The organism is Capnocytophaga sp. oral taxon 902, from assembly GCF_013394735.1.
GTDB classification, from domain to species: domain Bacteria; phylum Bacteroidota; class Bacteroidia; order Flavobacteriales; family Flavobacteriaceae; genus Capnocytophaga; species Capnocytophaga ochracea.
The window spans coordinates 529,665-547,343 of the sequence record NZ_CP058261.1 but is presented as its reverse complement, the minus strand read 5'-3'; the positions used below and the strand labels follow the sequence as shown (position 1 = coordinate 547,343).

The following is a 17,679-nucleotide window of genomic DNA, read 5'->3' as shown; positions in this document are numbered from 1 at the left end:
CAAGACAAGTGATTAAAATTTTAGCAAAATAATACTGATTGTAAAATGACTGTACTGTGAATTAGCTTTTTTGGGTGCCTTCTTGAGCGTCTTCTTCTAAGAAACCTTTGGCTAATAGAAGGTTGTACCATTGGATTATTTTCTTAATATCGCTGGCATACACACGGTCGCGGTCGTAATTAGGGAGCACTTGAGAGAAATACTCTTCGAGAGTAGCTCCATCGGATTTTGGAGAGATACGCGCTTCTTTTCCTTCTTCAAAGTTCTTCATATTAGTAAAAACTTCGGTGAGAGGCACTTCTTTTTCGAGTGTATAAATTGCGATTTCAGATAATAGGCTCACGTTGTTGCGAATGCCTACCGATATACGCTTACCATCGGCTAACGAAGTGGCTAAGAAACCAGAGCGTGTTTGAGTTTCTAAGTGATATAAACCAGGTTTGCCAGAAATGGCTAATACTTTTGTTAGATTCATTGTATTTATTTAAGAGTTAAAAAGTTAAGAGTTAAAAGTTATGAGTGTTACTAATTATAACTGTAAATTAGTGTACTATCTTTTGTTTTTGGCATCAAAGAATTTCATTCGGTAGTCTACCTTTACCTTTCCTTTACTGATATTAGTCAGCTTACTTTTGATGAGTTGGCGTTTAAAAGAAGAGAGTTTATCGGTGAACAGAATGCCTTCGATATGGTCGTATTCGTGCTGAATGATACGAGCCGCGAGTCCGCCAATAGTAAGTGTTTGCTTATTAAAGTCTTCATCAAAGTATTCAATGGTGATTTGCTTGTGCCTGCTAACGTCTTCTCGTACGCCAGGAATACTGAGACACCCTTCGTTGAAGTTCCAAGTATCGCCTGTTTCTTCTACTATTTTGGCATTGATAAAAGTTTTTTTGAAGCCTTTTAAGAAAGTTTGCTCGTCTTCTGAAAGCTCATCGTCATCGGCAAAAGGAGAGGCATCTACTACGAACAAGCGTATAGAGAGCCCTACCTGAGGAGCAGCGAGCCCTACGCCATAAGCGGCATTCATAGTGTCGTACATATTAGCAATCAGTGTTTTGAGTTGAGGATAATCGGGGGGGATTTCAGTTCCTACCTTTCTGAGCACTGGGTCGCCATAAGCAATAATAGGTAAAACCATTGTGTTTTAATTTGTTTATCGGGCGCAAAGGTAAGAATAATTTGGAAATTAGCAAATGAGGAAATGAGAGAATGAGAAAATGTGGAAATGAGAAAAGTTTGTTGTATCTTTGCACCAGAAAGAAAAGCTACACAGTTATACCGTGTAGTGTTTTTCCTTTTTTAGGGAAGAATGGAGGAAAAAACTCTTAATAAAACGCCTTTTTATTTAACAGAATACAAAATGCACAACGAGAGAGTGTAAAAGACGCTATCTGTTGATTTGCAATATATTTAATGTGTAAAAAGGTAATTTGTGTTGTGTAGCACTATGTTAAATAATGTTAAATATTTGTGTAGTGTATATTATATAAAATAAATATCTTACTTTTGCGTTTGAAGAGAGAGGTGTAACTATTATACAAAAAGATATATGAGACACCTTTATATATTATAAGATTTCAAGCAACAATATTAATAATTTCACTATTGCTATACTGCAATAGCATAAATACAAACATAACTTCCATATGAAAAAGTTATTACTATTACAATGTTTCTTTTGGGCGACCCTCTCAGTTGCCTTTGGGCAGAATTATATTCCTTTTGGTATTCGTTACCAAGGTACAGTAAAGGGGGATATGATTGTGGTGGGAAATACTATTCTTAGTCCACAGGGCAATCAAGACTATACAGGTACTCACGGGGATAATTCACGTATTGAGATGAAGTATATCAATGTGGTGCCTGAGTCGGGAGTGTTTAACTCGAGTTCGGCAACTGTGCTCGACCCTAATCCTGCATCTACCTGTAAAAAGGTAGTGAGAGCTTATTTGTATTGGGCAGCCACTTATACCAAAGAACGACTCAATAATCAAATGAGTCCTCGCTTAGAGAGAAGTAAGTTCAAGAATGTAAAATTTAAAGTAGGTTCGGGGGCTTATCACGATTTGGTGGGAGAACAAGTATATGATGGTTATGATATAGTTAGTACTATTGATAATAATGATTCCAATGCACAACGCGCTTATGTATACCGTTCTGAAGTGACCAATTACCTCAATGGTACTATTGCTAATACCTATACTGTAGGGAATATACAAGCGCCCAAAGGTAATGAAAAAACAGGGGTAGGTTATGCCGCTGGTTGGACGCTTGTAATAGTATATGAGGATTTGACTCGTGAAGCGCGTAATATAACTGTGTTTGACGGTTTTTCAGTAGTGAATAAATATAATAATCCTACTATTGACATTTCAGGATTTAAAACGGTACCTACAGGACCTGTAAAAGCTAAGATAGGCTTTGCTGCTTTGGAAGGTGAGTTAGGAATTAAAGGAGACCAGCTCACAATGATAAGAAGAGATGGCGTTTATGAAGCTCTTACAGCACCCGGTCGACCTTCTGATAACTTCTTTAATAGTACTCTTACAAATGAAAGTGGCATTAATCCTCATCGTAGACCTGCTTCTACCAACTTATTAGGATTTGATGCAGGGATTTTTGAGTTAGCCAATAGTGGCAAAACTTTTTTAGATAATAATAGTACTTCCACATCTTTTAGACCCTATTCAAACCAAGACGCATACTATCCTTTTATGTTCGCTTTTAACGTGGAAGTGATAGCACCCCATATTGTGATGGAGAAACGCGTGCTCAGCAGTGCAGGTGCCGATATTACAGGGCAAGATGTGCAAATGGGTCAGTCGTTACGTTATAAAATACGTTTCCGAAACATAGGTAATGACGATGCAAAAGATGTAGAGATTACTGATATACTTCCTGTAAACTTACAAGATTTTGACGCTACAACTGCGAATATCTCTGTACCTTCAGGGGTAACCTATACCTATGTAGCTGCTTCTCGTAAACTTACTTTTAGAATACCTGAAAATTTGGTAAAGAAAGGAAGTGTTGTACAAGAGCTTTCTTTTGGTGTAAAAGTAGTGAACGATTGTAACAAATGGCGTGATGCGTGTTCTAATGTAGTAGAGAATAGAGCCTCAGCAAGTTATAAAGGAGTGTCTAACTCAACATCTACTCCGTTGAAAGCAGGTAGCTTCAATACACAATTTACGGCTTGTAACGGTGGGGTAGAAGGTCCTTCCAATTTTATTGTAAAGCTTGATTTTACTAATTGTATGTTTAAAGCCACTACGGTATTGTGTGAGCGCACAGTTACCTTGGAGGCAGGAGCTAACTTTGACTCTTACAAATGGGAAAAAGTAGGTGGAGGTACTATAGGAGGTAACTCACGCACCTTAGTAGTAAGTGAACCAGGAGTTTACAAAGTAACGAAGAGTAAAGCAGGTTGTGCTACAATGTACGAAGAGCACACTGTGAACCCTAATGCTTATGCTAATGCAGTACACCCTATTAAAGATTTGCTTTCGAAAGGGAAATTAAATGGTGAGGTGTACATCTGTGCAGATACAGGGGGTACTGAGTATCCACAAGTGTATTTGTGCGGAGGTAGTACTACAGTGCCTGTAAGTCTTAGAATTACGGGGGCTACTGCTTATCAGTGGCAAAAATTAGGCTCTTGTGGAGCTTTGCCACCTACCCTAAGCAAAGAGTGTCCACCTTCTAACGACAACTATAACTGTAACTGGACAGATATAGGGAATAGTGGAGACATTACTTTGCGAGATGAAGGAGTATACCGTTTGGTAGTTACTTATGGCAACTGTGTGTCGCCTTATTACTATTTCCGTATTACCAAAAACAATGTAGACCCACAATTGGTAGGTCGAGACCTTATTTGTAATAAAAACGGTAGTATTACTGTAAATGGGGTGCCAGCAGGATATGAATACGGTTTGAAGAAAACAGGTTCTACTAGCTGGGTGAAAAGCTATCAAAGCAGTAATGTATTTGATATAGTAACTCCAGACAACTATACCGTGTACGTACGCCAAGTGCTTACCACTACCATTACTACAAAACCTTGTATTTTTGAAAAATCAATACAAATAAACAAACGAACTCCTGCAATGACTGCCAGCGTTACACCTATGGCTTGCAGTACCAGCAAGGGAGGTATACGTGTACAACTTAGCGGTAACCCTTATCCACCTTTTACTTATACTATTCGCAATAACAACGCTACAGGTGGAGTGGCTTATACTACGGTTACCAATACTACCGACTTAAATATTACTAACCAGTTTACTGCTGGTAATTACTATATAGAGGTAACGAGCCCAGATGGTTGTAAATTTACTACCAGTGTGCGCATTGATAAAGTGCCAGACCTTAAAGCTACGGCTTCGGTATTGCGACACTTGAGCTGTGGTACTGCTATAGTGCGTGTAACTGCGACGGGCGGTAAAACTAACAGAGCGAATGGCTATGGCTATAGTAATGATGGAGGAGCTTCCTACCAAAATAACTTCGCAAATAGTTATTACGACTTTACCTTTACTACTGCAGGAGTGAAAAACTTTAAGGTGATAGACGACAACGGCTGTATTGCTGAGGCTTCGGCTACTGTGAATACTTTGCCTACACCTGCTATCACAGCCAGCTATACCGTACAAAACTGTGGAGATAAAGCAAAGATAACTATTAGCGAACCTACTAACGCTTCCAGTTATAACGTGTTGCAATACAGTATAGACGGAGTGAATTTCCAATCAGGGCGAGACTTCCCGAACTTACAAACGGGAAGAAGCTATACCCCTGTATTGCGCTATGGTAACGGAGGAGCAGGAGCTTTATGTACAGTTACAGGTGCCACTATTACTATTCCTACTTTTGTGGGAGGTAACCTTATTGCCTCAGCAGGGGTAGAAGAATTGGTAGGTTGTGACACAGGAGTTAATGCCGGTAAAGCCCTCGTTCGTTTCTCGAACGTACAAGGTGGAAAAGAACCTTATGAATTTAACTTTGGTGATGGTAACTGGACTACTGATAAGAAAAAATGGATGTTACCAGGTACCTATAATATGGCAGTACGTGACGCAATAGGTTGTACTCGTGAAAACATAAAGGTAACTGTAGCCCCAAGAATTCCAGAACCTACCTTTACTCCTTCGCAAATTACTTACGACTGCCAAGGACGCGGTTCTGTTACGATTACTAATAACAAAAATAATTACAAATATAAATATTACATAGACGGTCAGCCTGCAACCGATAATAACTTTAAGAATCTTGCACCAGGTGTACATACTATTACTATTGAGTATGCCGATACGAATCCTCTTAGCAAAAACGTACTCTTTTTTGAGGACTTCGGTACAGGACGCAATGGTGGTAATGAATATATTAACAAGAAATACTATCTTGAATTACAAGATGGTTCAATGCCTAGAAACGGTTATGGGCAAACTTGGGCTGATGGGACGAATCACGAAGGCTTACGTCTTGCTGATGGTGAGTATATCGTTACTCAAAAACAAGATCCTAATAATCCTGCTTGGTGGCAACCTAATGACCACACAGGGTTAGCCAATGGTCGTATGTTTTTTGTGAACATTGGTAATGTATTAGGGACTGAGGGAGCTATTTTGTATCAACGTCCTATTAGAGACTTGATAGCAGGTAAAGAAGTAAAATTCTCGGTAGCCTTGATGAATTTATTAGGCTTTAATGACACTCGCTACCCTAGTGGAGCTCCAGATTTGGCCATAGAACTTTATACTGACCAAGCTGCTGTAGATGCCAAGAACCCTCTTGTTTCAGTGCGTATTGACCCCCGTATTCGTGGTTCTAAAGGTCCTAATATTAATGATTGGACAGTTTTTGAGCGTGCTCTAAACCCGGGAAATCATACTGAGCTTATTGCGGTAATACGTTCTTTCAGTTTGGTAACCAACGGTAATGACTTGGCAATGGATGATATCTACCTTTACCAAGAGCCAAAGGCTTGTGGCTTTACCTATACTACTACTGTAACGATTGCTAACGACAAGGCTTTCGGTTCTGACCCAGCCTCTCAAAAGATTGCACAACCTAACTGTAACAATGGGACAGGTAGTTATCAAATAGGCTTGAAAAATGCACCTACTACCTATTACGTACAAAAAGATAACACAGGTAGTTTTGTAGCTACTACAGGTAATCCTTTTAAATGGGATAATATACCTGCTGGTACTCATACTGTAAAAATACGTGCAGAACAAAACAATCCTAATTGTGAGGTAAGCCACACCTTTACAATTAACAATCCTACGGCTCTTACTCTTGCTTATACAGGGGATACCGTATTGGGTTGTAACCCTGCTGTGGCTACTGCCAAAGTAACCGCCTCAGGAGGAACAGGAACTTATAAGTATACCTTGTATAAAGGAGCTACCGTAATTACTACCCAAGTAGCACCACAGTTTAGTATTACCAGCGTGGGAGCTTATCGTATAGAAGTAGAAGACGCTAACGGTTGTAAAAAAGATGTGAACTTTACTATTACAGCCGCCAATGCTATTACCCTTACAGGCACTACCAATCCTGCTAATAATAACTACTGTACAACAGGAGGTACACCTGCCAAAGTGGAAGTACAAGTGAATGTAGCAGGAGGAGGCAACAATGCTCCTTATACTTTCCAACTCGATGGGGTAACCAAGGCAACCCAAAATAGTAATACTTATATCTTTAATAATCTGAGTGTAGGAACTCATATTTTTACTGTAATTGATAAATATGGTTGTAAGGCTACATATAGCGTAGAAATTAAAAACCCTATTACTATTATTACTCCTGCTGCTTCAATGGTAACCAAAGATATTTCTTGTCACCCAGGGGCGGCTGCTAATGCCAAAGTAGAGATAAAAGTAAAAGATGGTTATGCACCTTATACTTTTGTAGTGAAAAAAGCAGGAAATATTGTACAAAATACTACCTCAATGGCAGGTAATACAGCTACCTATGAAACTGCCACTCCAGGAACTTATACTATTGAAATAAGTGATGCCAAAGGATGCAAGGTGAGTGCTAATGTTACCATAGCTGCCAAAACAAATCCTACGCTCAACGCAGTAGCTACTGCTATAAGCTGTTATGGCACTAATAATGGTACTATTTCGGTAACTGTAACAGGAGGAAAGCCTCCTTACACTATTTTCTTAGATGGTGTAAACAAAGGTACGGGGGCTCAAAAAGTATTTAATAATCTTCCTGCTAAAGCTAATTACGTAGTAAAAGTAGTAGATGCTAATAACTGTGAGGCTAATCAAACCGTAGCCGTTACACAACCTGATGCCTTGAAAGGCTTCGCTTCGGTAACTCAGTTAATAGGTTGTGAAAACACAGGGACTAATAAAGACAAAGCCCAAGTGCGTATTACCAACGTAACAGGAGGTACACAGCCTTATCAATACAAATTTGAAGGCAATTATCAAGGAAATTCAATAGGTTATTTACCTGCTGGTACTCATACTGTATATGTAAAAGATGCTAAAGGTTGTGAATTGGGATTAACTGTAAATGTACCTACAAAAATATCAGAGCCAACATCAGTATATACTATTACCGGCTATGACTGTAATGGTAATGCTACTGTGCGTATTACAAGTACACCCACTACCTATGATTATGAATATGTAATTAATGGTAGAACACTTACAGGTACTACGGCTACTATTACAGGTTTAGCCCCAGGTACTTATACACTCACTGTTAGGTATAAGGATAAAAACTCACCTGCATCAGTAATATTAATGCAAGAAGATTTTGGATTTGGAGATCCAGAACCTTATGAGGGGGTTAATTCAGTATTGTTTACGTTCCACGATCCAAGAACGAGTGTAGTAGGACAACCTACACAATATACAAGAGCTGCTTATAAAGATTTTATTGCTCCTAATACATTCGGAACATCGAGAATGCCATACTATCCTACTAACCCAAATTCAGATTGGAGAGAGCCTGTTCAAGGAACTACTACTGGAGCAAATAACGACCGATTCTTATATGTAGATATGGCGCTGAATACTTATGGAAAAGTATTCTTAGAAAAGGAAGTAGAGATAGCCCCAGATAATCTTATAGAATTTAACTATCAGATAAGGAGTCACAACGCTCCTGTATCTAATTACGCAGGAGCATTAGTAAAACCTAATATGAGAATCCAAGTAGTGGATATGTCAAACAATATATTAGGATTTATAGATTCAGGAGCAATTCCTCACGATGGAGCTTGGCATTTAGTTTCTTCTAAAAACTTAGGAACTATTAACCCAGGCGGTGCTGTAACAAGAGTGAAAATTCAATTCTTGAATTCTGAACCAAGTTCTAATGGTAATGACTTTACTATTGATGATATCAATGTATACCAAGTGCCAAAAAGTTGTTATATAGAAATGGCACCTAAACAAGTACTTGTACCACAAGGCAAAGAATTTAGAGCTAGTGTAGTAAGCCAAACCAATGTAGCTTGTCAAGGAGGCAATACTGGTAAAGCTACCTTTAAGATAGAAAACTTGAATGGTGGTACTTATCACGTGCGGTTGAATGGAAGCCCTCACGGTTCTGGTGCAGGTTGGACAACTGATACTAATGCGACTACCTTTGAGATAACCGGCTTGACCGCACGTACACACCTTGTAGAATTTTTCCATAATGGTAATTGTAAAGCTACTCAAACAGTAACTATTACAGAACCTAATAAACTCACTCTTATGGCTACTATCACACAGCCTGCTATGTGTTCTAATAATAGTAAGGCACGTGTGACACTTACAGCAAATGGTGGAGTAGCTCCTTACACTTATGAGTATCTCATAGGCGGTACAGTGAAGGCAGGACCTCAAAGTAGTAATGTGTTTAATAGTGTAGAGACAGGAGCAGCTACTTTCAGAGTAACTGATAAAAATGGTTGTGTTACCAATTTAGGAAGCAACTTGAATATACCTACCCCACAAACCGTAAGCTTTACTCTTTCGGCTACTGATTGCTACGAAGGAGGTAATACTGGTGAGATAACCGTGAAAATAAATGCGGGTAATAGTGGTTATAAAGTGAAATTGAATAACGGTACTCCTGTAACTTTAGCAGCAGGAGTTACTGCTCACACCTTTACAGGACTTACTCAAGGAAACTATAGAGTAACCGTTACTGACCAATACGGTTGTAGTGCGGTACAGAATATTATAATTCGTCCTACTTTGAACACCAGTGTGAAGGTAACTAACGAAAGTTGTGTGCCAGGTAAGATAGAAGTAACTGCAACAGGAGGTGACGGTAATTATACCTATGCTTTTGCAAAAGGTTCAGTAACTACTGTTACAGCAGGAACTTTTGGAACTACCAATACTTACAATGTACCTACTATTACAGGTTCAGTACAGACTTATACCGTGTTTGTGAAGTCTGATCGTTGTGTGAAACGTCACGAAGTAGGGGTACGCAAAGCTCCAGCTATTACCTTCGATACCGAAACAATCACACCTACTTGTCAGGGTTCAGGTAACGGTAAGATAGTAGTGAAGCATATTACTGGTGATGCTAACTTTACCGTACGTTACGGTAATACAGGTACCCCAGTAATTGCTACTTTCACAGGTATTGCAACTAATACTTATACAATTGACAACTTGGTAGCAGGAGCTTACTCTATTACTGTAACCGACCGTTATGGTTGTAGTGCAAGCAAAAATGTTACCTTACAAGATATGCCAGCGCTTACTGCTAGCATCAGCTTAGCAAGTACGGCTACTTGTACAACAGGAAGTAATAAAGCCTTGCCACTTACCATCACCATACCACCAAACGTATGGAATGCTTATACCGCAGGTGGTAACAAAATATATTTCAGCTATGATAATGGTGCTAATTGGCACCCAATGACAACAAATCCATTTGATTTAGCGCCTATTAATGGTGTTACTGAACCTGGTAAGATATTTAACTTGCGTTTGGCTAATCGTCCAGCATTAGGTGGAGCTAATATATGTAGTACGAATGCTACGGCTCACGTAGTACCAAGTCCATTAGGAGGAGTGAGTGTAACTACTGATATCGGTGACTTCCATTTAGGTTGTACTGCCGCAGGTAAGACTTACTTTACTGCTACAGTGACTATTGCTAATGGAACTGGTAAAGCTCCGTTTAAGTTCAGAGTAAATGAGGGAGCTTGGGAAACCCCCACACCTGCTACATCAAGAACTCACGTCTTTACTAATTTGATAGTAGGTAGAACTTATAAGTTTGAGGTAGAGGATGATAATGGCTGTATTGCTGCCTTTACTGGTGATATCTACGGCAATGTAGCTACTCCTGCAATGACGATTACTGTATTACCCAAACCAGCTTGTAATGGTGGTCAGGGTCAAGTAACATTCAGGATTCATCGAGAACCACAATATACTACTGCAGGTACATCACTTACTTGGGTATTATATAAAAGAACACCAGGTGCAGGTTTAGGTACACCAATTGTGAATGGTACTGCTGTAATGCCAGCACCAGGTAATGATGCTACGATTACCCCAGCAGGTCCTTATAACTTAGCACCTAACGAAACTTACTATGTAGTAGTAACCGAAGGTAGTTGTAAGTGGGGTAGTCGTGATGCTCATATTAAAGAGTTAGGCACTCTTACTGCTACCGTATCAGCAAGTACACAAATTACTTGTGATAAGAACGGTATCTTAGAAGTGTTGAACCCATCAGGAGGTGGAGGTACCTATACTTATAAAGTGACTCCTGTAACACCAGGGGTTACCTTTGGAGCACCAATACAAACTGGTAACTCACGTGTTCAAATTATAAGAGATAATATTACAGCACCTGCATTGCCTGTTAATCCAGCTACACCATATTCATTCACTGTGAATTTGACAATGGAAGACCAATATGGTTGTAGTGCAAATCTTGGTAACTATACCTTTACAGTGCCACCAGCACCTAAGATTAACAAAGCTAGCTTAATGGGTTGTGTGAATGGTTCTATCAGTTTGACTATTGAACCACAAGCGAAAGCACCAGCAGGCTCTGGTACTTCGGCTACAGGAACAGAACTCAACGGTTATGAATACTCAATAGATGGTGGTTTGGATTACCAAGCAAGTCCTACTTTTGGCAACTTGGTAGCAGGTAGTTACGACTTGCAAATCCGCGATAAGGCGACAGGCTGTATAGCAACACTTACCTATACCGTTACTGCCAACTTAGAAGCTGAAGCATCACTTACTAAAGCCTTAGGTTGTGGTGCGACAGGAAATGCTGAAATTACTATAAAAGTAGACAGAGGAACCGGTAACTACACTTATGCTATTACAGGTCCTGCAGGTTATACAGTACCTTCTACAGCTATCCCACAAGTGAGTGGTAAATATGAGGCTAAAGTAAATAATATCACTACAGCAGGTGTTTATACCGTAACAGTAACTGATGTTAATGCCTCAGCAGGTTGCAACACCTTTACTAAGACTATAACCGTGTTGCCAGCAGAGTTACCACAAATAGAAACTGCAGTGAAATCAGTAACTTGTAGTGGAGGTAATGATGGTGAGATTTACATCACTGAGAAGAACGCTACTATAGGAACATTTAACTATACGAATGTACCTATTGTAGGTCCTGCTGGTTCTACACCTCTTTGGACAGCTACTACAAGAACTTACAGTAATTTGAAAGCAGGCGTGTACACAATTACAGTAGACGCTAATGGCTGTCAAGCAGTTTATACAGTAACAGTTGCAGAACCTAAACCAGTAACTATTAGCAGTACACAAATTGTGACACAACAGTTTGCTTGTACAGCGAGTGGTACAGCACAGCAAGCTACTATTAGTGTACCTAATGGAGCTATCAGTGGAGGTACCTCACCATATACAGTAGAATTTGTATATACAAGTCCTGCAGGTACTATCACTAGTACAGGCAATACTTTCACGGTGGGAGACATTCGCGGTGGAATAGTAACCATTACGGCTACCGATATGAATGGCTGTGCTACTACTACTACCCAAATGATTAAACCTTTTGAGGCATTAGACCCAGAACAAGTGAGTGTAACCGTACAAGGAACACCAACTTGTAACGCTCCAATACAAGTGAAAGTGGATATAGTAGCTGCACCAGGTATGCCTCCACTTACACAAAGTGAATTGCGTTACTATATGGGAGTTAATCAGCCTACTGTACCACCAAGTGCAGGAGCACCTTGGACAACAAATAATGTGTTCTCTGTAAATCCTAAGCAAACTTATACGTTCTGGATAGGTCACGCAGGTACAGATTGTGTAGTGAAAGCATTGTATGTAGCACCAGATCCAAATACGTTCCGCATTGTGAATCCACAAATTAAGAACGTTACTTGTAAAGGCAATAACGATGGTATAGCTACCTTCACATTGAGTAATACAGTAAGCACACATAACTATACTGTGAACTTAATAGCTTCAGGAGGAGTAACACCACCTACAGTACCAGCTGTATCAGGAGCTAATCCTACCTTTACAATTACAGGTTTGAAATCAGCTACTTATACAATGACAGTAACAAGTAGTGGTACAGGTTGCGTACAAACTTATACCTTTAATATATCAGAAGCTGACGTTGCTCTTACAGCAAGTATTAGTGTTCAGTCTATCACTTGTTTAAGTGCACCAAATTATGATAATGGTGAAATAGAGATTACCAATGCTACAGGCGGTTGGGGTGGATATCAGTACTATGTAAGTACTACACCACCTACTCCAACAAGTGCTGTATGGTCAGACACTAATGTGTTTACAGGCTTAACAGCGGGCACTTACCACGTAGTTATACGCGATAGAGGAGGTTGTATGGTAACGCTTAGCTCGACAGTGGTACTTGCTAATCCTAATAACATTACAGGTACTCTATCTATTACAGCACAAAACTGTACACCTAACTCAGGAGAGATAACCGTACAGAATGTAACAGGTGGTGAAGGACGTAATTATACTTTCCAACTCATTAGAAATGGAGTGTTACAGGGAGCTGCTCAAACAAGTACTGTATTTACAGGTTTAGGAGCAGGTACTTACCAAGTAGCTATCAGTGATACTTGGGGTTGTACCGCTACCCTTACTCAATCGGTGACTTTGTATGACCCAATTGATAGTGCAAGTATAGGAGTAGTATTTATCAAGCAAATTACTTGTAATCCTGCAACAGGAGCTACTTTATCAGTAACTCACCAAGGAGGTTCAACAAACTTGCGTTATACTTTAACTAATAATGCTGGAGGTACTCCACAAGTAAATAATACAGGTATATTTACAAATGTAGGTGCAGGTGTTTATAAAGTATCAATTGCTGACCTTACTACAGGTTGTGCTACCGTAACAGGTGCTGATATAGACGTAACAGACGCTATGCCTGTGAACTTTACTTATACCACTACGGCGGTAACTTGTCACGGTGCAAGCAACGGACGACTTGTGATTACCATACCAGGTACACAAATACAAACTGATTACCAAATTAATATTGCAGGAGCAGGAGGAACTCTCCGCAGTGAAACGGTGAACGTAACACCTAAAGATATTGAATTTGATGCAATGCCAGCAGGTACTTATACTGTAACTCTTACCTCATCACGCAATTGTACTGCTACTAAGGTTATTACTATAGGAGAACCTGATAAGTTGATAGTGAGCAATACTACGGTAACTACACACTTCAAATGTGACGCCAATAATAATGCACAACAAGCTATCATTCAAGCAACAGGTCGCGGTGGAACAGGTACTTATACTTTCAACTTTGAAGTATTTGACGGTACCTCTACTACTACCTCAGGTTGGGTAAACCATACAGGGGTATACAGTGTAACTAGCAATGGTACTCACACTCAAACAGTAATAGTGTATATACGCGATGCGAACGGTTGCCAAGCTGATAATAGTGCGAACCCATTAGTAATACCGCCATTAAAACGCATTACTAGTATTGATGTGAACCGAACAAGCCAAATAAGCTGTAATGCTACCGAAAGTATTACCTTAACTATTAATGGAGGTAATAACAAAGGATATCGTATAGAAGTAACCTCTACAGGAGCTGGAGTGGCTATCCCAAGTACACAAACGCTTACCGCAGGAGTGAACACAGCTAATATAGGCTTCAATACACCTGGTTACTATGAAATGAAAGTAATAGACCTTGAAACAGGTTGTTATGCTACCGCATCGCATACGGTTATAGATTTCAGCGATATAGAAGTAACTGCTGCACAAACCAAACCAGTATCGTGCGTAGGAGGCAATGATGGTGAGATTACCCTTACTGTAAAAGGTTATCAAGGTATTTATAACTATCAAGTGCTTAATGCGACTACCTTAGCTCCAACAGGAATAACAGGAACTGTACAAGCAAATGCGGCTACTGAGAGAAGAGAGGTAATTGCAGGTTTATCGGCAGGAACATATGTGATAAGAGTAGTGGAAACACAATCACCATACTGTACAGTAACCACTACTTCGGTGATGGTATCGGCTCCTACACAAGCTTTGACAGTGAGTCCTACTATTACAAATCGCATCACTTGTGAACCTAATGATAATAAAGGTGCCTTCAGTATAGATGTAACAGGAGGTTGGGGTGATTATCAATACCGCTTGTTAGTGGGAGGAGCTCCTCACGCTACTTATGGTACCTATACCACCACTACCTTATTTGAAGGATTGACTGCCAATACCTATACGGTAGAAGTAACAGACCGAGGAGGTTGTTCAACTACTACTAATGTAGTAATGGCACCACCAGCACCTATTTCGGCAAGCATATCATCAGCAACTACTGTTTTGAATTGCTTCAACGATAGAACAGGGGTAATAACAGTGGTGAGCCCAACAGGAGGAAGTGGTAATTACGCTTACGAATTGTGGAATGTGGGAGGTGCACAAATAGGAGGTGCACAAACTAGCACTACTTTCACTAACCTATATGCAGGTTCATATAACGTGAAGATTATAGATGGTTGGGGTTGTGATGTTACTATTCCAGTAACCATCGATGAACCTCGTGAAATGAAGGTAACTGCCTCAATTGCTAAACCGCTTATTTGCTGGCAACAAGCTACTATTTCAATTACTGTAACAGGTGGTACTCCAGGTTATACTTACTATATGGTAACCAACGGTACAACTACTACAACACTTACAGGAAATAGCACTCAAGCAGGAGTAGGAGAGTACGAGTTCTATGTGATAGATAGTCACGGTTGTCAATCGAAGTTGTCTAACAAGATAACGATAGAAGCATTACAACCATTACAATTACACGTAGATACTTCTGAGGCATATGTAAAATGTAATGGAGATAGTACAGCTAAGATTACTTTCTCAGCCACTGGCGCTTTGGGTAACTACCAATACAAATTGTATAAAGGAGGTGTAGCACAAACAGCTACTGCTACCCAAGAAAATGCTACTGATTGGGCATTTGGAGGTTTGTCTTCTGGTACTTACCAAGTGGAAGTAATTAGTGTAGACTGTGTACAAACTAGTACAGTTATAAATATTGGAGAGGCAGGACCACTTTCAGTAGCTACTGCAAGTACTGATATTAGCTGTAATGGTGAAGCCGATGGTACTATTTCGGTAACCGTAACAGGAGGTACAGGAAGAATCCTCTACGCTATTAGTCCACGATTAGACCGATTTGTAGATAGTGGTTACTTCACTAAATTAGCAAGAGGTAACTATATTGTAAGAGCTCAAGATGAAAATGGTTGCTATACTGATACTACCTTTGAAATCAAAGAACCTACTTTATTAGAGGCTTCAATAGACAAGATAACCGATGAGGTATGTAAAGGTGGTAATGATGGTACAGTATCTATCACTATCAAAGGAGGAACTGCTTCTTACAGTACTTCAATAGATAATGTAACTTGGACAGTAGGCAAGACCCTCTATACGGGATTAGCTTCTGGTACTTACACTATCTACGTGAAAGACGCTCGAAGCTGTACTACCGAAGTACCGGTAACAATCAAGGAAGGAGTAGACTTACAAGCTACTGCTACCGTAGAGTACAGTTGTGGTAATAATACCGTAGTGAATACTATTGTAGCTTCTTCTAATTCAAAATATGCAGGATATGTATCATATAGTATAGATGGAGGAGCACCACAAGCTTCAGGACGCTTTATAGTAACACCAGGTACTCACACTGTTACCATAGCACATAATAACGGTTGTACACGTACTATAACGGTAGATGTAGAAGCTTATACAAACCTTACAGTATCGTCTACTAAAACTGATATGAGTTGTTATGGTGTGAATGATGGTACGATTACTTATGCAACCACAGGTGGTACAGGAAGCTATACATTTACTATCTCACCAGAGGCAGGAACTTTTGATGGAACTAATAAGTTCACTAACTTGCCAAAAGGACAGTATATTGTGAAGGTGAAAGACAATGTGATAGGCTGTGAAGTAGAACGCACCTTTACCATTGTAGAACCTGAACAGTTGATAGCTCACGCAAGCACCGTAACAGAAACTTGCTACGGCACTAATGATGGAGCTCTAAGCTTCCGATTCACAGGTGGACGTGCACCATACAACTATACGTTGAAAGACCCATCAGGTAATGTGATAGGAACTTCAAGCAGTGTAGCAACAGGTACAGTAGTATCTAGAACAGGAATAGCACCAGGTAGATACCAATTAGAATATGGTGACTCTGGTATCTGTTCACAAACCTTAGAAATAACAGTAGCCGCTGCACCAAGCATTAATGCTACTTTTGAAAAAGGCTTTAACTGTTCTACTGTTTCTACTACTTGGACGACAGGCTACTTGATGCTAACGTTCAACAATTTGGACGGTGCACTCACACGAAGCAATACAAGCTATGCTATCAATAGTACTGATGCGCGTGATGCGAAACCATTTGAATCATTTGACGGTAATAGAGCTAAGACAGCACCTATTGAACCAGGAACGAACCAATATATAACTGTATTCTATCGCGGAGCAGGTGTAGCATCTACTTGTCAGGAAACTATTGCACAACGTTTTGATATAGAACGTTACCCAGGATTGGAATTGAAAGACAAGAGCGACCCACGTGAATTGAACCTTATAAAGGTAGAAGCAAGAGGAGGTAATCCTCCATACACTTACTACTTTAACGGAAGTTACGAAAACGGAAGCAATGAGTATACTCTTAAACCTACCGACCCAACTAGCCGTATAGTAAACGGAAGAGTATACAAAGTGGTAACCGCTACTGTACAAGATGCAAATGGTTGTGAAGCTGACTTGCGCATCGAGAAAGAGTTTATGAAGTCAGTACCACCTAACTTCTTTACACCGAATGATGATGGTAGCAACGATGGTTGGGATCCTGATAGATTCCGCAGTTATCCAAACTTGACTGTAGATATCTACGACCGCTACGGACGTTATATCACAACGTTGCGTTCAGGACAAAAATGGGACGGACGTTATGACGGTAAAGAATTACCAGCGGGTGACTACTGGTACATCTTGAAGACTCACGAAGACGGTGAAGATGCACGAGAATATATGGGTCACTTCACATTGTATAGATAGTAAGTAATATCTATAATAAATAAAACCCCTGCGAAGGAAACTTCGCAGGGGTTTTTTTATTAAAAGTAATAAA

At 39.8% G+C, this 17,679-nt stretch carries 3 protein-coding genes; 1 reads left to right on the top strand and 2 read right to left on the bottom strand.

The genetic code is table 11. The features are described 5' to 3' along the window. Positions 1-61 precede the first annotated feature (61 nt). Both HW278_RS02300 and def read right to left on the bottom strand, forming a co-directional pair. Complete coding sequence (locus HW278_RS02300) at positions 62-475, bottom strand: DUF5606 domain-containing protein (RefSeq protein WP_106096596.1); 414 nt, start codon at positions 473-475, stop codon at positions 62-64. 75 nt (positions 476-550) lie between these two features. Then, positions 551-1,141, bottom strand: a complete 591-nt coding sequence (gene def / locus HW278_RS02295; RefSeq protein WP_178976808.1) for a peptide deformylase — start codon at positions 1,139-1,141, stop codon at positions 551-553. Positions 1,142-1,649: 508 nt separating this feature from the next. Here def and HW278_RS02290 point away from each other — a divergent pair. Beyond that, positions 1,650-17,606, top strand: coding sequence for a T9SS type B sorting domain-containing protein (locus HW278_RS02290; RefSeq protein ID WP_178976807.1), 15,957 nt, complete (start codon positions 1,650-1,652; stop codon positions 17,604-17,606). Positions 17,607-17,679: the final 73 nt, after the last annotated feature.